A 20,743-nucleotide genomic window follows, 5' to 3' on the forward strand; every position below is an offset into this window, starting at 1 on the left:
TCCTCTGTTTGAATACAGGCCCGTGATTATCGGGCTTGTCATTGCCACGCCTGCTGCCAGTGGCGCCTGAAGCATTTTAATTTTGAGTCCTACACCATGAACCAAAATCGTTACCGCCTTGTTTTTAATGCTCACCGTGGCTTATTAATGGCCGTTGCTGAAACTTCTCACCGTCAGGGGAAATGTGCAGGTGGAGAAAGCGGGGCAGGCAATGTTTCAGTGCCGCTTATGCAAAGCAGAGGATTGCTTAAAGGCTGGCGTACGAGTTTGGCGCTTGCCTTAGCGCTGATGGGTGGGGTGCAGGCTCAGGATTTACCTATCACACCTGCAGGCCCGGCTGGGGCACGTCCGATTTTGGATGCTGCAGCGAATGGTGTGCCGATTGTGCATATTGCGCCGCCATCGGTGGGCGGTGTTTCACGCAATCAATTTAATGATTTTAATGTTAATAAAAATGGTCTGATTTTAAATAACAGTAATAGCAATATTCAAACGCAATTAGGTGGCTGGATTACGGGCAACCCGCAGCTGGGTATTACCCCCGCCCGAATTATTTTAAATGAAGTGGTAGGAACAAATGCCTCGCAACTGCGCGGCACGATGGAAGTGGCCGGGCGGCGTGCGGATATTGTGATTGCTAATCCGAATGGTTTACTTTGCGATGCTTGCGGGTTTATTAATACCAACCGCGTAACACTTACAACCGGCACGCCGCAGTTTGAGCAAGGGCGCTTGCAATCATTAAATGTGGGCCAGGGCATTATCACAATTGGCCAGTCCGGCCTGAATGGCAGCCAATTAAGCCAGCTCGATTTATTGGCGCGCGGCTTGGTCTTAGAGGGTGAGGTTTGGGCACAAAGCTTAAACAGTATTACCGGTGCTAATCAGGTCTTATATGGCACTTTGCAAACCGCTTCCTCAGCCGGATCAGGTGAAGCCCCGCGTTTTGCGGTGGATATCAAAAGCCTGGGGGGTATGTATGCCAATCAGGTGTATTTGGTTGCCACAGAGCAGGGTCTGGGGGTAAACAGCACTGGGCGGATAGCCGCACTGACAGGCACTTTACAGCTCAGCAGCAATGGCGATATCACCCTGAAAGACAGCTATGCCAAGCAAGATTTATCCATTACAGGCAGCAAGCAGGTTTCATTAACCGGGCAAACCCAATCTGAAGCGGTGCTGAACGTGCAGGCTGCTGGCAAGCTCGATCAGTCTGGAACATTAAGCACGATAGGCGCGGGTGCTTTACTGCTAAATGCTGCCAGCTTAAATAATACTGGTTCAATTATTCAGCAGGGTCAGGGGCCGCTGACCCTGAATATTGCAGGTGAGGCTTTAAATAGTGGCTCCATATATAGCGCCACTAATGTGAGCTTTACGGCAGGGCAATGGCAGGATCAGGGCGGGGTATGGCAAGCGCAGGGCAAGCTGGATTTAAAAGCGGGCAAATCTAATCTTACAGATACCCATTTAAGCAGTGGTGCAGATACGGTATTGAATATCACCAGTTTGAATACCGATCGCACAGTGCTGAATAGTCTGGGAAAACTGGATACCAATATCACTGGGTTACTGAGTGTGGCGAACAGCCAATGGCAAAGCCAGCTGGCAAGCAAAGTAAACGCAAGCGATGTCTCCCTCGATCATAGTCAGCTGATCAGTCTGGGCAGTTTAAGTATTCAGGCTAATACCTTGACGACGAGCCAAAGCAAAATAGCCAGCAAGGGCTTATTAAGCGCAGAAGTTGGTGATTTAATCAGCAGCACGGGGGGTGATTGGCTGAGCGAACAAAATCTGCAGCTTAATGCGGGCCGTATTATCAATAGCGGTAATATGCAGTCGCTGGATATTAGTTTGCAATCTAAAGGGCTGCTGGATAATAGCGGTGGCACGGTGCAAAGCCAGCAGCAATTGCAAATAAATAGCCAGGCCTTAGTAAATAAGCAGGGGAATTTGCTTGCCGGTAAAGAGCTGATTTTGCACAGCTCATCTCTAAATAATGAGCAGGGCAAAATCGCCAGTATTGCGGCAAAAACAACGATAGACACGGGTGTTTTAAGCAATACATCCGGCCTGATTAGTGCCGCAACGGGCTTGCAAATTCAAAGTCTTGCCTTAAGTAATCAGGCAGGGGAAATCAGCAGCGCTGCCAGCTTAAATATTGACGCTCAGGATCTTAGTAATCTGGGCGGTGCCATCCTTGCCCAAGACACAATGCAGCTCAAAACGGCGGCTTTAGATAATGTGCAGGGCCGCATCATTGCGCAGCACGATCTGCAATTAAATACCCAAGCACTGACCAATACCCAAGGTACGCTGGCTGCCGTAGAGGGTGCGCTTGCCGTTGATACCCAAGGCCAAACATTAAGTAATACCGGCCTGATGCAAGCCAAAAAAACGCTCAATTTGAGCAGCGGCAAGCTGGATAATCATGGTCTGCTGGCTGGGCAAACGCTGGATATTAATGCGGCTAATATCGATAACAGCCAAGGCAAGCTGATTGCACAAGATGGCTTGCAGATTAAAGCAAAAGATTTAGTCAGCGATGCAGGCTTGATTCAAGCGGGTGGCAATGCACTGTTTGAGCTGAACAAGCTTCAAAATACCCATAGCACCAAAGACGGCGGCTTGATCGTGGGCGGCAGCTTGGCCCTTAATGCCAGCGAGCTTAACAATAACAACGGCTTTATCCATAGCAATCAAGCACAAAGCTTGAATGTACAGCAGCTGAATAATCAGGATGGGCAGCTGCAAAGCCAGGCAGATTTGACGATTACTGCCGATGCAGTTGCCAACCAAGGTGGGCGAATCCAAGCTTCAGCGCTTATCCTGCACGCCAAAAACGCCATTGATAACAGCAGCGGCTTGATTCAAAGCCAGCAGCGGTTAGACATTGCCAGCACCGATTTAAACAATCAAAAAGGCAGCCTGTTGGCTGGGCAAGCGCTGCAACTAAAAACGGCTGCTTTGGATAACATCCAAGGAAAAATCGCCAGCACCGCTGCTAAAACAACGCTTAATACCGCCGCAATTAATAATGAGCAAGGCTTAATTACCAGCGCCACAGGCACGGTAGTAAGCAGCCAAGCGCTGAGTAATCAGGGTGGGGAAATTAGCAGCACGGCTGATCTAAATATCGATACGCACGGCCAAAAGTTAAGCAACTTGAGCGGCAGCGTGCTGGCGCAAGGCAAAATACAGCTGGCAACGGGCACTATGGATAATGCAAAGGGCCGCCTGCTTGCTCAGCAAAATATGCAGATTGATAGCGCAGTACTAAGCAATGCACAGGGCACGATTGCCTCGGTAGAGGGGGCATTAAGCCTTGATACGCATGGCCAAGTTTTAAGTAATAGTGGCAAGTTGCAAGCCAGGCAATCACTGGATGTGCGCACTGCCAAACTACTGAATCAAGGCCTGCTGGCAGGCTCTAGCATCGCCATAGATAGCCTTGCCGTGGATAACAGCCATGGCCAGTTAATCGCCCAAGATGCTTTAAAAATGAAAGCGGGTGATGTGCTCAGTGATGCCGGCCTGATTCAGGCTGGCGGCCATGCGCAGCTTGATGTGCAAAATTTCACTAATACCCACAGCGGCAAAGATGGCGGCGTATTGGTGGGCGGTCAGCTGACACTGAATGCGGACGATCTGGATAATCGCAGCGGCCTTATCCATAGCAATCTGGCGCAAGTCTTAAATGTGCAGCAGCTGAATAATCAGGATGGCCAGCTACAAAGCCAATCTGCCCTTACATTAAAAGCGCAAAAAATAGATAACCAAGCAGGCCATATTCAGGCGGCTGATCTGACGATTAAAACACCCAACCAGCTGGATAATCGCCTTGGCACGTTGCAAGGCGTGCAAAAGCTGCAAATTGAAAGCCAGCAGCTGCTCAATCAGGGAGGCAGCGTTTTATCCGGGCAGGATCTGCTATTAAACACCGCCGCGTTTGATAACAGCCAAGGGAAAATCGCCAGCACCGCAGGCAAAGTTACGCTGAATGCCGATGCGCTAAGTAATGACAAGGGGCTGATTAGCAGCGCTACTGGCACGATTATCAGCAGCCAAGCTTTGAGCAATAAGGGCGGGGAAATCAACAGCGCCGCCGACGTTAGCCTTAATACTCACGGGCAAGCACTGAGCAATATGGCTGGCAGTATTTTGGCGCAAGGGAAAATGCAGCTCGATATCGCCGCTCTGGATAATGCACAGGGCCGCATTCAGGCGCAGCAAAACCTGCAGCTTAATAGCCAGGAGATCAGCAATACCCAAGGCACGATTGCGTCCGTAGAAGGCGCAATGCGCATTGATACGCACGGCAATGCTTTAAGTAATCAAGATGGCCAGTTGCAAGCCAAACAAGCTTTAGATTTAGAAAGTGGCAAGCTGGATAATCACGGCCTGCTGGCAGGCCAAATATTGACCATCAATAGCCAAAACATCGACAACAGCCAGGGCCAGCTGATTGCGCTTGATGCACTCAAAATCAACGCTGGTGAATTACTGAGCGATGCAGGCTTGATTCAAGCGGGGGCTAATGCTCAGCTGGATGTCGACAAGTTACAAAACACCCATAGCAGCAAAGAAGGCGGGGTAATCGTTGGCGGCACGCTCACGGTAAATACCGGCGAGCTGGACAATAGCAGCGGGCAGATTTACAGCAAAGCGGCGCAAACGCTGAATGCTAGCCTACTGAATAACCAAGCAGGCCAGTTGCAAAGCCAGAGCGCACTGACGATTAATGCTGATGAAGTACGCAATCTATCTGGCCAAGTTCAGGCCGCAGCACTAACCATCAAAACAAATAATGGCCTAGATAATAGCAAGGGCAGCATTCAAAGCCAGCAGCAGCTGGATATCAGCAGCCAAAGCCTGAGTAACCATGGCGGCAGCGTGTTGGCTGGGCAAAATGTAAACCTGCAAACTGGTGCGCTGGATAACAGCCAAGGCAAAATCGCCAGCACCGCAGGCCAAACCAATCTGATCAGCGCCGCATTAAATAACGATGCAGGTTTAATTAGCAGCGCCACCGGCACACAAATCAGCAGCCAGGCACTGAGCAATAAAGCGGGTGAACTTAACAGCGCTGCGGATCTGGCGATCGACACGCACGGTCAAGCATTCAGCAACGGCGGCGCGGTGGTCTCCAACGGCAAAATGCAGCTGCTAACAGGTGAGCTAGCCAACGCCGATGGCCGCATTCTGGCGCAGCAAGATTTACACATCAGCAGCCAGGCCATCAGCAGCAACGGCACGATTGCCTCGGTAGAAGGCAGTGCCAGCGTGGATACGCATGGCCAAGCTTTAAGTAACACAGGCAAACTCCAAGCCAAGCTGGCGCTAGATATTCAAAGCGGGCAGCTGGATAACCACGGCTTACTTGCTGGGCAAAATATTGGCTTGAATACGGCCAATATCGACAACAGCCGCGGCCAGCTGATTGCGCAAGACGCGCTAAAGATTAACGCGGGCAATCTCATCAGCGATGCAGGCTTAATTCAAGCGGGCAAAACCGCCCAGCTAGATGTAGCAAAACTTCAGAACACCCATAGCGCAACCGATGGCGGCTTAATCTCTGGCGGCACGCTCACTGTAAATACGGGTGAGTTGGACAATAGCAGCGGGCAGATTTACAGCAAAGCAGCACAAACGATGAATACCACGCTGCTGAATAATCAGGCTGGTCAGCTGCAAAGCCAGGGGCTACTCGCGATTAATGCCGATAATGTGCAAAATCAATCAGGCCAGATTCAAGCTGCAGCGCTGGAATTAAAAGCAAAAATTAGCCTTGATAACAACAAGGGCAGTATTCAAAGCCAGCAGCAGCTGGATATCAGTAGCCAAAGCCTGAGTAACCAAGGCGGCAGCTTATTGGCTGGGCAAAATGTAAACCTGCAAACAGGTGCGCTGGATAACAGCCAGGGCAAAATCGCCAGCACCGCAGGCCAAACAGCCATCACCAGCGCCGCATTAAACAACGATGCAGGTTTAATCAGCAGCGCCACTGGCACGCAAATCAGCAGCCAAGCGCTGAGCAATAAAGCGGGTGAAATTAACAGCGCTGCCGATCTAAATATCGACACGCACGGCCAGCTATTTAGCAACGGTGGGGCGGTGCTAGCTAACGGTAAAATGCAGCTGACAATCGGCGTATTAGATAATGCCGATGGCCGCATTTTGGCGCAGCAAGATTTACACATCAGCAGCCAGGGCTTAAGCAGCAATGGCACGATTGCCTCGGTAGAAGGCAATGCTAGCGTGGATAGCCACGGTCAGGCATTAAACAACACAGGCAAGCTGCAAGCCAAGCTGGCGTTAGATATTCAAAGTGGGCAGCTGGATAACCACGGCCTGCTCGCAGGGCAAAATATCGGCTTGAACGCGGCCAATATTGATAACAGCCGCGGCCAGCTGATTGCGCAAGATGCACTGAAGATTAACGCGGGCAATCTCATTAGCGATGCAGGCCTGATACAAGCAGGCAAAGCCGCCCAGCTGGATGTAGCAAAACTTCAGAACACCCATAGCGCAGCCGATGGCGGCTTAATCTCTGGCGGCACGCTCACGGTAAACACGGGCGAGCTGGATAACAGCAGCGGGCAGATTTACAGCAAAGCGGCGCAAACGCTGAATACCGGCCTGCTGAATAACCAAGCTGGCCAGCTGCAAAGCCAGGGCGCACTGACGATTAATGCGGATGATGTATGTAATCAATCCGGCCAGATTCAAGCTGCAGCGCTGGAATTAAAAGCAAAAAATAGCCTTGATAACAATAAGGGCAGTATTCAAAGCCAGCAGCAGCTGGATATCAGCAGCCAAAGCCTGAGCAATCAAGGCGGCAGGGTGTTGGCAGGGCAAAATGTAAACCTGCAAACCGGTGCGCTGGATAACAGCCAAGGCAAAATCGCCAGCACCGCAGGCCAAACCAATCTGTCCAGCGCCGCATTAAACAACGATGCAGGTTTAATTAGCAGCGCCACAGGCACACAAATCAGCAGCCAAGCGCTGAGCAATAAAGCCGGTGAAATTAACAGTGCTGCGGATTTGAATATCGATACGCACGGCCAGGTATTTAGCAACGGCGGTGCAGTGCTAGCTAACGGTAAAATGCAGCTGACAACAGGCACCTTAGATAACGCCGATGGCCGCATTTTGGCGCAGCAAGATTTACACATCAGCAGCCAAGCGATCAGCAGCAGCGGCACGATTGCCTCGGTAGAAGGCAGTGCCAGCGTGGATACGCATGGCCAAGCTTTAAATAACACAGGCAAACTGCAAGCCAAGCTGGCGCTGGATATTCAGAGCGGGCTGCTGGACAACCACGGTTTACTCGCAGGGCAAAATATCGGCTTGAACGCGGCCAATATTGATAACAGCCGCGGCCAGCTGATTGCGCAAGACGCACTCAAGATTAATACCGGCAATCTCATCAGCGATGCAGGCTTGATTCAAGCAGGCAAAGCCGCCCAGCTGGATGTAGCAAAACTTCAGAACACCCACAGCGCAGCAGACGGTGGCTTAATCTCTGGCGGCACGCTGACGGTCAATACCGGCGAGCTGAATAACAGCAGTGGGCAGATTTACAGCAAAGCGGCGCAAACGCTGAATGCCAGCCATATTAATAATCAGTCTGGTCAGCTACAAAGCCAAGGCGCGCTAACGATTAATGCTGATGATTTAAGCAATCAATCCGGCCAAGTTCAGGCCGCAGCGCTAACCATCAAAACAAATAATGGCATTGATAACAGTAAAGGCAGTATTCAAAGCCAGCAGCAACTGGATATTTCCAGCCAAAGCCTGAGCAATCAAGGCGGTAGCGTGTTGGCAGGGCAAAACCTGCTGCTGCAAACGGGGGCACTCAATAATAGCCAAGGCAAAATCGCTAGCACGGCAGGCCAAGCGGCAATCACGAGTGCAGATTTAAATAATCAAAGTGGGTTAATAAGCAGCGCAGCAGGCACTACGCTTGTGTCTCAAACCATTAAAAATGATGGGGGTGAGATTAGTAGTGAGGCATCATTAGCGATCAATACCCAAGGCCATGCGCTGAGTAATATAGGCGGATCGCTATTAGCTAAAAATGGCGCGCTCAATTTAAGCAGTGCTGCTCTGGATAACAGTCATGGCCGCATCCTTGCTAAAGATCAGCTGGCGCTTATTGCGCATGGATTATTAAACAGTGGCGGTGTGATTGCCTCTACCACGGGTGATATTGATTTAAGTAGCCATAATTTAAACAATCAGAATGGCAAGATTCAAGCAGATACAGGCTTGTTGAAAATACAGACCGGAACGGTTAACAATAGCCAGGCCGGCCTATTGGCAGCAAAAAATATTCAGCTTAATACGGCAGATATCGATAATAGCCAAGGCCAGATTATTGCTGTGGCTAATATAGATACAAAAACGGGCCGTGTATTCAACCAAAGCGGGCTGATTCAGGCTGGATCGAACATCACAATCAATACTCAGGGCCAAGACTTTATCAACACTCAAAGTCATTTCGACCAAGCCGATTTACGTGGTAAACAAGGACTGATTGCCGGTGGCACTCTGCAATTAGATGCAGCCAGCTTAGTGAATACTGCAGGCTATATATTTAGCGGCCAAAGCCAGAATATTAATTTGAGCGGGGATTTTAATAATGCCTCAGGGGTAGTTGAGAGCAAATCGGCGCTTAATATTAAGGCACAAAGCTTGAATAACAGCCTAGGGTCTTTAACCGCCTTAGGCGATGCAGATATTAATTTATCAGGGGTGTTTGCAAACCAAGGAAGGTTAAATGTTGGTGGTTCAGCAACAATTAAGGCTTCTGCATTAGATAATAAAAATGGCCGGATTGATGCGGGTCATATGGTTTTGGCTGTCACTCAATTTAATAATGGCAAAGGCGTTGTCGAAACCAGTGCAGGCGCAAATATCAATAGCAATAGTCTTGATAATCTAGACGGCAGTATTGCTGCGGGTACTGATTTAGCGCTGACAATTAATGGTGATTACACGCATCAAGGCGTATTGCAAGCTAAGGGTGATTTAGCCTTAGCCAGCAATCATTTAGTGAATAAAGGTAAATTAATTAGTAATCACCAAACAACGATTACAACCGGTAATCTGGATAATCGTGGTGAAATCAGTAGTTTGGAAACCACCCACATTAATGCAAATGGACAGCTGGATAATAGCGGTGATGGGCTAATTGATGGCTTTGTGGTGCGTATTGATGCGGGCACAATTAATAATACCCGCCGCATTTACGGCGATAAGCTATCTATTGGCGCGAACACAATTAATAACCGCGATACTGGCGTGATTGCTGCACGTACTGACCTGCAGCTGGGCGCTACAACTTTAAATAACCTCAATACCACGGGCAATCAAGACGGGGCGCTTATATTTAGTTTGGGTAATGCATCGATTGGTGGTGGTTTAGATACGGAAGGCAATGCCCATGGCCAGATGAGTGTATTGAATAATGAATCCAGCCGGATTGATATTGCTAATAATCTTTTTATTTTAGCTAATACGGTTGAAAATAAAAATATTTATTTGGATATAAAACAGAAAACAACTACGGAAAAAGTAGCGTTTAATCAAGTTGAAATTATTGATGGGTCTGGTAAGCGCTACGATGAAGGAGAATTAAAATATAGAGGGGAGGTAGGTTTTAGTCTGGAAAATTATGGTTATTACACTGGCAGAAGTGGCTTAGTGAAACCTAGTTCAATTTACCCTCACGCAAAGTTTGGCTCTCAAGCTTATGCAGTGCCCTTTTATACTCCTCCTCCAAAATGCGGGGGAGGGGGAGGGCATGGGCCTTCTGGTGGGTGCGGGGGAGCGGTGCGGTTTGATTATGCAGATTCAGATCCAATCTGGAATATATTTGGTCGCGATGGGGACTTGGCTTCTAAAATAATAGCATTCAACGCCGATCTCGATTCCCGCACCTATGGCAATTGGAACACCTACCGCTTCGACTCCAAAACAGTCACCCAAAGCACGGTAGAAAAATCTGCTCCTAGCAAAATTATTGCCGGTGGCAATATGACTTTGCTTGGCTCGGCCATTAATAACCAGGATAGCGCTTTGGTGGCAGGCGGCCAGTTGCTGGGCGATGTAAAAAATATCAATAACGTCAGCAAGCAGCAGGGTACGCGCACCGAAGAGCTGAAAGGTTCTGTAGCGGTCAATGGTGGCAACTGGCAGGCGCTGACCTTGCCGCCTCAAACAGTCTCTGTCCCTTTAATGACGGTGACTTATGAAGGGGTGTCTGGTGCGGGGGTTGTAAAAGACAAGCTGGGCTTGCTGGATGCAGGTCAGCATACGGCGGATAAATCGGCCAGTGCAGCGGCCAGCCAGCAACAAGGCGGGCAGGTGATAGATGCCGCTTTGCAGCAGGCTAATCAGGCGCAGATGGCTGATATTGCCAAGGCGCAGCTCAATTCCCAACAGGGCGTACAGGCAAAAAGTGTTGATCAGGCTGCTATGGCTAGTCTGAGCCAAACACAATTAAGCGGGGCGAATGCGGCTACGCTGGTGCAGCAGTCATCGGCGCAAATGCAGCAGGCAGAGCAAGCCACATTGGGCGGTGCTAAAGGGCCGACCAAATCCGATGTAGAGCAGGCGCAGATGGCGAAAGCCACACTTACGGGTTTAATTAAAGAAAGCAATGCACCAACTACCAAGCAGCTGGCTGAAATGGGGCCAGTATCCGGGCAAAAAACAACGCTTTTAGCTGATAAACAGCAGGTACAAACCACGGTCGATCAGGCTGAAATGAGCGACACGGCCAAGGTGCAGTTGAAAGACGCGCAAGCCGCACAAATGGCGCAAACCAGCCAGCAGGCCGGGCCTAAAATACAAAGCATGCAATTGGGCCTGCAGGGGCGGGTATTAACCATGCTGCCTAATTTGGTCGCTCCAAATAACAGCCTGTTTAAACTGCATGCCGCCCCGGATCAGCGCTATCTGGTTGAAACAGATCCGCGTTTTACTAATCAGCGCAGCTTTTTAAGCTCTGATTACTTTATCCAGAACTTAGCTAAAGATCCTTCGCAGCAATTAAAGCGCTATGGCGATGGTTTCTTTGAGCAAAAGCTGATTAATGATCAGATTTTAGCGCTCACTGGGCGACGCTTCCTCAGTGACTATCGCGATACCGAAAGCGAGTTTAAAGCGCTGATGAATGCGGGGATTAGCTTTGCCAAGCAATATCAGCTGACCCCTGGTGTGGCACTGAGCGCCGAGCAAATGGCGCTGTTAAGCACTGATATGGTCTGGCTGAGCACACAAACAGTCACTTTAGCTGATGGCAGCAAGCAGGATGTGCTGGTGCCGCAGGTGTATCTGCGCCGCTTGGAGCAAGGTGATTTGCAGATAGGCGGGGCGGTGATTTCTGCGCGTGAAGTGCATTTAAGCAGCAGCGAAGATCTGGTAAACCGCAATTCCAGCATTGTGGGGGATAAGCTCACGCTGAATGCGGGCCGTGATGTATTAAATGATCACGGGCAAATCGGCGGCCAGCAAGTCTTTATCCATGCCAAGAACGATTTGCAAAATCAATCTGGCCAGATTGTAGGCATGGGTGAGGGCAGCAAGCTTAGCTTAAGCGCGGGCCGCGATATTGTCTTGCAAACGCTGGCGATGGGCGAAACTAAAAACGCGGCGGGCAGCGCCAAGCAATCCAATCTAGACCGGCAAGCCATTGTGCAAGGCGGCGAAATCAGCCTGAGCGCAGGGCGCGATCTACTGCTTAAAGCGGCCAGCGTACAGGCTGGGCAAGATCTCAGCATGCAAGCCTTGGGAAAGATTGATAGCCAAAGCATCGCCACCAGCAGTAGCTTGCATCTGGCTACCGATGGCGATTGGGCCGGTGGGCGCACGGGTTATTTAGATAAGCAATCCACCCAGCAAAATATCAGCAGCATCAGCGCAGGTGGCACGGCCCTTGTGGTGGCGGGCGATCGCCTTAGCTTAGTTGGCACTAATCTACATGCCGGAAAAGATCTAAGCTTACAAGGTAGCAGCGTGCAGATCGAAGCCGTTAAAGAGCGGCTGGCGGGGGACGACCAGCGCGCAGGCAATGATAAGTACGATCGGCATGCGTTTAGTAAGGAAAGCTTACAGGGCGGCAGCGTTACGGCGGGGCAGAATCTCAGCATTAAAGCCGTCGGCCCAGATGGCAATATCACCCTGAAAGGTGCAGACCTGTTGGCAGAGAAAGGCCAGCTGAGCTTAGCGGCTAAAAAAGATATCGATATTAATTCAATTAATTTAACGCAGACTGATACCAGAGAAACTTTTAGCGAAAGCCGTGGTTGGTTTTCTAGCTCTACTACTACAACTTATGATTTTAGTAGTAGCACGCAAGCGCTGGGCACGAGCCTATCTGGTAATAGCCTGAAAGTGCAGGCAGGTAATGATATTCGGGTGAATGGCAGCAGTATTGTTGGAGAAAAAGATGTTGAGCTTCTGGCTGGCAGGGATATTAATATTTTAGCGGCAAGCAATCAGTCTCAGCAAAGCCACTTAAGAGAAGAAAAAAAGTCGGGTATTTTCTCTGATGGCCTGTCGATTAGCATTGGCAGTAAAAGCAGCAAGGATCGTTTAGATCAAAATAATATCACTCAAAGCGATAGCGCCAGCATGGTAGGCAGTCTTGGGGGTAAGGTCAGTGTGCAGGCTGGCCGTGATCTAAAAGTGAGCGGTAGTGATGTTAGTGCCTTGGCTGGATCTATTGCATTAGAAGGGCGAAATGTAAGTATTGAAACTAGTCAGGACCAGCTAAACACGAAGCAACAGCACGAAGAGAAAACTAAAGGCTTAAGCCTTAGTGTGACAGGCACTCCTTACGATACGATTCAAAATCTGCAAACAATTGGCGATACCCAAAAAGGCAGGCAAAGAGCTCAGTCAACGCTCAATGAGCTTGCGGCCTCTGGTCTGGATACACCAGGGCTGGGACTTGCTTACCAAGAGAGTCATTCTGGCTCTAGCACCGATATGCAAAGTACTACCCATCGCGGTAGCCAAATTACGGCTGGGAGCGATATCAGCATTATTGCTCGCGGTGAAAAAGATGCTGCAGGTAAGTTGCAAGGCGGCGATCTGACTGTATCTGGATCAAGCGTGCAAGGGGAGGGTAATACTCAGCTGAAGGCAAACAATCAAGTCAGTATTGTTGCTATGAATGATCGTCTAGATACCAATAGCGATTCTTATCAATACGGGCATAGCATTTCACTGGGCGTGCCATCATTAGGCGATGCTGCTCGTACTTTAGATGGTGCACCTAATGCTGGGCATGTTTCCTCTCTGCCTTACAATCAATTACGCAAAGAGTCTGATGGTAAAGATTTAGGGGGCGCTCAGACTGCTAGCTTGATTAGTGGCAAAACGGTTGAAATAAGCGCTGGGCAAGGGGATATCCAACTTGCAGGCTCATCCATTATTAGCCAGGGCGATGTGACATTAAGTGCCGATAATGGCCGTATTATTGGCCAATCTGGCAATGTTGAACGCATGTCTGAGCTGAATGAGCGTGGCAAACAAATTGGTGAGGTGGCGGGGGGCAACTTTAGCCAAACGAATGGTGTAAGACAAAGTGAAGATCATTGGAAAGATCAGAGTGTGCAGCAGGGCGGCTTGCAAAGCCATATTGTAAGCCAAAACGGCAGTGTGAGTCTGAAAGCGAAAGAGCAGATTGCGCTGCAAGGAACAGATATAAATGCGGGTCAAGACCTGCTCTTGGCAAGTAAGCGTATCGACATCAGCAGCAGTGCCGATCAACAGCAGCACCAAGAGCAGCACCAATCCCAACAAACGGGCATCACCACAAAAGTAAGCAGTGCAGTTATTTCTGCCGTGCAAACGGCGGAACAAATGATGGACTTAATGCAAGGCAGCAAGGATGCGCGTACCCGTGCGATGGCTGCTGGTGCAGCTGCTTTAGCGGCTTACAATGGCGTTCAGGCGGCTCAGGCTATGGAATCGGGCAGCATTGCCAAAATAAGCATTACAGCAGGACAAAGCAGTACTCAAAGTGAAGCGACAGCCAGCTCTACGACGCATCAGCTAGGGGCTATCCGTGCGGGCAATGACATCAAAATGACCGCAACAGGTGGCGGAAGTGACAGCAATATCACCATTACGGGTACAAAGGTCGATGCGGCGCATGATTTAACCCTGCAAGCCGAAAACAAAGTGACCTTACAAGCCGCCAAGGATAGTAAGGAGCAGCACAGTAGTAATAGCAGCACGAGCGGAGGTGTAGGTGTTGCGGCTGATATTGGTCAAGGCGGAATGAGCTTTGGGATTACTGCTGAGGCCAGCGCATCCCGAGGCAAGGCCGATGGGAGCGATGTCGTTTGGCAGAACAGCCAATTGAATGCAGGAAAAACACTCACCCTGATTTCAGGGGGAGATACCAACCTGCGCGGCGCAACGGTTACAGGCCAGCAAGTCATTGCAGATATCAAAGGCAATTTAAATATTGAAAGCCTGCAAGACATTAGTAAATTCGACAATAAGCAAATAGGGGGCAGTGCCAGCGTCACAATCGGCTTCGGTAGCGCCAGTGGAAGTGCTAGTGCTTCCTACGATAAAACGCATAATGACTATGCTGCGGTAAGTGAGCAGAGTGGCATCTTTGCGGGCAAAGACGGCTTTGATATCAAGGTTAAAAACAATACCGATCTGATAGGCGCTGTGATTGCTAGTAGCAGCGACTCCAACAAACTCAGCACCGGCACGCTCACGCAAAAAGACATCAGCAACCACGCCGAGACCGACGCCATCAGCTTAGGTGGCGGGCTTGATTTTAGTTCGTCAAGCAAAGAGCAAACGTCTCAAACCAAGGGCGCTGATCAATCTAATGTAAGTGCAAGCGCACCGTCTGTAATGGGCGCACAAGAGAGCGACAGTAGCAGCACGAAGAGCGCGATTAGCAAGGGCCAGATCACCCTGACGGATGATGCAAAACAAAAAGAGCTGACTGGCCAAACCGCAGCCGAAACCATCGCCAGCCTGAATCACGACACGGACGGTGCACAGCAAAAACTGGCCAACCACTTTGATCAACAGCAGCTTGCGGAGCAAATGGCTGCGGCCAAAGCGTTGGTTCAGGAAACGGGCCATTTTATGGCTAATCGTGCTGCGGATGCGGATAAAGCCAAGGCAGCGCTAGAAGCCACCGACAAGGCATTAACAGCAGAAAACGCCAAACCAGCAGGGCAAAAAGATCAAGCACGTATTGATGATCTGACTCAGCAGCAAGCCCGCCAAACAGAGCAAAAAGCTGATGCAGACAAATGGACCCCAGGCGGCGAATACGGCCGCGCCATGACGGTGCTGCAAGTGGCCGTGGGCGGCAATGTCACTGGCGGCATGAGTGGTCTGCTACAAAACGCCACCGTCAGCTATCTGCAAAGCATCGGCGCTGAAAAAATAAAAGCCATCGCCGACAGCTTTCAAGAAAAGAAAGGCACAGAAGATGCCACCAGTGGAACTATCCGCGCCGCCCTACACGCCATCGCCTCCTGCGCCGGAGCTGCGGCAACGAGCAGCAACTGCAGCAGCGCCGCCGTGGGCGCGGCTTCCAGTGTCGTCATCAATAACGTCTTATCAGAAATAGAAAACACCAATGCCGATAAGATGACAGCCAGTGAAAAGGAGAAACGCAAGAATCTGGTCGGCTCCATCATCACCGGTATTGTTGCGGCAACGGATGGCAATGCAGCGGCTGCGAATAATGCGGCGCAGATTGAGATGCAGAATAATTGGCTTTCGCCAAGCCAAAATGCTCAATATTTAAAGGAATTAAAAGCGGCAAAGAGTTTACTTGACGAAATTAAGGTAAGTGGTAAATGGGCATATACAAGCGGAAAGCAGGATGCACTGACCACAACCGGTATTGGCAAGGGCTTGGCAGAATCCGGCTGGAGTGATGTAAAGGGCGTTGCACAATTTCTAGCTGATCCAATTGCAGGTTTAAATGGATTAAAACAAATTATTACTAGCCCAGAGGTTAGACAGCAGTTGGGTGAAACCATCTTGGGCGAGCTGAACTTAAAAATGGCTCGAATGGATCAAGCACTAACCCAAGGTGGTGATGTTCAGGCGGAACAGTTTGGTAAAGACCTTGGAAGCTTGATTTGGCAAGTAGGGAGTGTGGCAACAGGGGTAGGTGGCGTTGCTAAGGGCGGTGTGGCTTTAGCTAAGGCTGGCGTGGTGCTTTCAGAGCAAGGGCTGGAGGCTTTAGTTAATACTGCGAAATTTGATCAATTAGTGGCAAAAGGCGGTGTATTTGCTGTAGATGGCAAGCCATTAATGGATTTTCGTAATCTGACTAATGCACAAAAGAGTGTTGTTGGTGATTTACTTGGGGGTGAAAAGATTACGAGTCTTGCTCCCGGTGCTCAGAAAATAGGTCGCTCTCCGGGAATTGGACAAACTGGGATTGATGATCTTTATAAAGTCAATAAACCTAATGTTGATTATATTGTGGTGGAATATAAATTTGGCTCATCTGTTTTAAAAGAAACTAAAGATGGTTTGCAGATGAGCGATGATTGGTTAAATGGAACAAAGTCTGGATACGATAGGATATTAGAATCGGTCGGAGGGGATCAAAAATTAGCCAATAAGGTTGAGATTTCCTTACGAGGAGGTAGAGTTGAAAAATTACTGGTTCATACAGACCCTTTTGGACGTGTGACTGTTGGTGTGTTGGATAGAAATGGGAAATTTTTCCCAGATCCTAAGTTGGCGTCTAAGGTTCTTGGAGGTGTTAAGTGATTCGCTCATTACGTGGAGATGTTGCCTACTGGAATGAGTGGGTGGAGTACGCAGAAGAGCGATTTGAGGAAGTTAAATCTGAGCTTAAGCTTCCAGCAGGTGATCCTCTTTATGAGCCTCAGTTTGTATTTAATTTTTCCAAAAGTTACTGGCATCAAATGTTACGTCGTTATTCCCGAGGCGACGAAATTAGTGAATTGTCTCAGTATTTTTCGCCATTACTAGATGCATGGGAAGAATCTGAACGATTAGGCAAAGATATCTGGACAGAAGAGCAGCAATATACTCGTCATGTTTGGGCCGTGAATCTGGATCATTACATTGTTTGTTTCTGGCTTGTGGGTTTGGCTTTGGCTCTATCTATTCCAGAGGAGCAATGGCAACGATTATTAGCATTGATAGGAAATGAGGGACAGGATGAATTATTGGATCGTGTTATTGCTTCACGCCAGTCAGGGCGGAAGATAGGTTCTCGGCTTTGTCACCCTAAGCCTTATCAGCGGCTACTTGATGCGGTGAATGCCCCTGTTGATGAGCAAGCCAAGCGATTGTTTGTATTTGTAGACAAATGGTACAAAGAGCTGAATCGCCCTGCCAAGAAGGGCTTGTCTGCGGATGCCGCCATGTATGAGCGCCCATATTGGTATACCTATGGAGATCGTAATTTTGAAGGGGGAGCGTATTTTGGTCGCTGGTGTGTAGAGGCCGTTGCTGTGGTTAAGGCCTTGGGTTTAGATGACTCCCAATGTTTAGGTCACGAGCATTATCCGGGCGATTTATTAAGACCTGACGGGCCAAGTACCCACCCTATGGCGGAGATAAGCATTGCACTTCCAGAGGCGATTGACGAACCTAAACGCGGATTCTTCTCAAAATTATTTAGGCGTAAATAAGGTATCTATCACTAAAACCAGCAGCATCAGCCACAGCGGCAGTACTTTAAACGCCGGTGGCGATATTCAAATCTCGGCGGTGGGCGATAAAGCCAGCCAGCTAAACGTGCTAGGCAGCCATCTCAACGCAGGTAAAACCCTGACGCTGGAATCCGGCAACGACACCCGCGTAGAAGGCGCCGTGGTCAGTGGCAGTAAAATCGTTGCCGACATTGGTGGCGATTTAAAACTCGCCAGCCGCCAAGACAGCAGTCAGTTTGATAGCAAGCAAAGTAGCGCCAGTGCGAGTGTAACGGCGGGGGCGGGCGTATCGGGCAGCGCCAGCATCAGTCAGGACAAAATGAAATCTGACTATGCCGCCGTCACCGAGCAAAGCGGCTTGTTTGCAGGCAAAGATGGCTTTGAGATTAAGGTTAAAAACAATACCGATTTAAACGGCGCGGTGATTGCCAGCAAATCGGACGACAACACCCTCAGCACCGGCACGCTCACCCAAAAAGACATTAACAACCATGCTGAATATAGCGCTAGCAGCATCGGCATTGGCGGTGGCTTTAGCATGGGCGGAACGGATAAAAAGGCAGCAGACGGCAAAAGTGGCGATCAGGCTGCCAGCCCAGCGGGTAGCAAACTCTACGACGCAGGCCCAAGTGGCGTCACATCCACTGCGCCCGTCGCCCTTAGCGCTGGGGATAATGGTACAAGCACCACCAAAAGTGCCATCGCCACAGCCAAAATTACCATCACCGACGAAGCCAAGCAGAAAGAGCTGACCGGCAAAACCGCTGCAGAACCCATCGCCAGCCTGAGCCGCGACACCGATGGTGCTCAGCAACAACTCGCCAACGATTTCAAGCCTGAAAAAATCAACGAGCTATTCAGTGCCACCAAAACCTTCCTGCAAGAAGGCAACACCTTTATGGCCAACCGCACGGCTGAGGCGGATGCTGCGAAGAAAGCTCTGGACGGCACATCGGCCAGCTTAAAAGCAGAACAAGCCAAGCCACAAGATCAGCAAAATCAGGCGCTGATCAGTCAGCTGAAAGATCAGGTCATTAGTCTGGACGGGCAAAAAACCGAAGCAGATAGATGGACGCCTGGTGGAGACTACGGCCGCGCCATGACCGCACTGCAAGCCGCAGTGGGTGGCAATGTCAGCGGCGGCGCAACAGGCCTGCTACAAAACGCCTCTGTGGCTTACCTGCAAAGCTTGGGCGCTGAAAAAATCAAAGACATCGCCGACAGTTTCCAGACCAAGAAGGGAGAAGAAAACCAAACCAGCCAAAACGTCCGCGCCGCCCTGCACGCCATCGCCTCCTGCGCCGGAGCTGCGGCAACGAGTAGCAACTGCAGTAGTGCCGCAGTGGGAGCCGCTTCCAGTGTCGTCATCAACAACGTCTTATCAGAAATTGAAAACACCAACGCAGATAAGATGACGGCCAGTGAAAAGGAGAAACGTAAGAATCTGGTCGGCTCCATCATCACCGGCATTGTTGCAGCAACGGATGGCAATGCAGCGGCCGCGAATAATGCGGCTCAGATTGAGATGGAGAATAATGCGTTAACATTTTTAAAAGGGACGACTGCGAGAGTTAAAACTGTTGCTACAAGTACGGCAGATTTTTTGGCTAAGCCTCAGGGTAAAGTAACAAGAACTGAAATTGATGGCGAATTGGCGAAGCTTAAAACATTGGCAAGTAAAGGTGATTTATCAGTGCAAGAGTCTCTTAATTTGAGTTCTTTATGGATTGCTGTTGTTACTCGTGCAGAGTCGGAAAAATTAATGACCTCAAGCGAGGGGGCTAATTCTAAGGAATTTATGCGTGCTGCGATTACTTCAATGGCGTTTGGAGGTAGTAATACTTCCTTGAAGTCGCCAAAAAGTGAGACGGGGCCAGAATTGCCAAGTACAACAGGGACAGCAACAAAATATAATAAATCTGATGGGGTAGCTAATGTAGGGGCCGCATCTCAACTTCGTCAAGACTTGGCAAAGAAAGAAGGAATTCCAAGGGGGGTGGAAAATATTTGGGGAGCAAATAAAAACGATTTGAAAAAAGCTTATGAAATGGATGGATATGCCACACATGATGAAGCAGCTTTAAAGGGTACCTCTGGCAATGCACAGGTTTTTAAAGTTGACAATCATCCTTTGGTTCGCAAAGTGCAGTTTAGTCCTGCTAGTGAGGACTCAATACATAAAGGACAGTACTATAAAGTTACTTATGAAGATGGATCAATAGGGAAAATAATCGAACCTACAACTTATAAAAAGTATGATCCCGCTGAAAATAAAGGGCGAGTGGTATATTTTAATCCTGATGGACAAATTATTATTCCGCTTGATAAGTATGGAAAAAATTGGAGAGTGAAATGACAAAAGAAATTGAGATTAATGTGAATTGGAATTGTCCTATTGTCCCGTATGAATCGTGCGCAGGAATTTCATTGGGCACAAAAGTTGCGGACTTGGACAAGGTATTGCAAAAATATAAGGTGGTTGGAACGAACGATTTATTTCATTTTCCAGGAGGGCCAGTGCTTAGAAAAGAAGAAAATATGGAGTATATTTCCTTTCTAAGTACAGATGCACGATTTGGGGGGGCTGGTCAAGAAGGTAGGATTGGGATTGATGATCGATCTTTAACGATAAAAATAAGTAATGGGGTTGTTTTGACGGTGACAGTCTGGTTGGTTGATTGCTATTCTGATGATATCAAAAAAACCTCTAAATTTGATGCGAAAAATTTAGATTTATCATATCAAGGTAGATTGCCAGAGGGCATGAGATTGGGAGATCGTGTGGATTCTTTTCTTCCTTATACATCCATGCATTATGACTCTGGTGATGAGTGGTTTTACGTTGATGAAAGTTATGGTGGGCTTATTGTTGGAGGGCAGCATGCTCTCGATTTATCCGAAAGTACGGATCAAATAATTACGATGTTGCGGGTAATTCCAGATTGAAATATTGTGAAAAAATATAGGCGTCAGATACCGTCTTGCAGGTCAAGGTTTTTAACCCCGAAATGGGCATCAATCAGTACTTCTAATAACTG

General features: G+C 49.0%; 4 protein-coding genes. All 4 read left to right on the forward strand.

Going from position 1 to position 20,743, the window contains the following annotated elements; genetic code table 11:
• Window positions 1-96: 96 nt before the first annotated feature.
• The 4 genes from DYD62_RS10845 to DYD62_RS10860 are packed head-to-tail and all read left to right on the forward strand — an operon-like array spanning window position 97 to window position 20,651.
• A complete protein-coding gene (locus DYD62_RS10845) occupies window positions 97-16,791 on the forward strand; it encodes a hemagglutinin repeat-containing protein (RefSeq protein ID WP_115227348.1) in 16,695 nt (5,564 codons plus the stop codon).
• Complete coding sequence (locus tag DYD62_RS10850; protein ID WP_115227349.1) at window positions 16,788-17,684, forward strand: PoNi-like cognate immunity protein; 897 nt, start codon at window positions 16,788-16,790, stop codon at window positions 17,682-17,684. Before DYD62_RS10845 ends, DYD62_RS10850 begins: the two co-directional genes overlap by 4 nt.
• Window positions 17,635-20,061 carry a hemagglutinin repeat-containing protein gene (locus DYD62_RS10855; RefSeq protein ID WP_165928647.1) on the forward strand — a complete coding sequence of 809 codons (2,427 nt, stop codon included), beginning with the start codon at window positions 17,635-17,637 and terminating at the stop codon, window positions 20,059-20,061. The genes DYD62_RS10850 and DYD62_RS10855 overlap by 50 nt, the downstream gene beginning before the upstream one ends.
• Entirely contained in the window at window positions 20,058-20,651 is a 594-nt protein-coding gene (locus tag DYD62_RS10860; protein ID WP_115227351.1) for a hypothetical protein, read from the forward strand. The genes DYD62_RS10855 and DYD62_RS10860 overlap by 4 nt, the downstream gene beginning before the upstream one ends.
• Window positions 20,652-20,743 lie beyond the last annotated feature (92 nt).

The sequence above is a fragment of the Iodobacter fluviatilis genome, from assembly GCF_900451195.1.
In the GTDB taxonomy this organism is placed as follows: Bacteria; Pseudomonadota; Gammaproteobacteria; order Burkholderiales; family Chitinibacteraceae; genus Iodobacter; species Iodobacter fluviatilis.

Bases quoted from the DNA above. Each gene is read 5' to 3' on its own strand.
- DYD62_RS10845 (WP_115227348.1), top strand. From the start codon at position 97: ATGAACCAAAATCGTTACCGCCTTGTTTTTAATGCTCACCGTGGCTTA.
- DYD62_RS10860 (WP_115227351.1), top strand. From the start codon at position 20,058: ATGACAAAAGAAATTGAGATTAATGTGAATTGGAATTGTCCTATTGTC.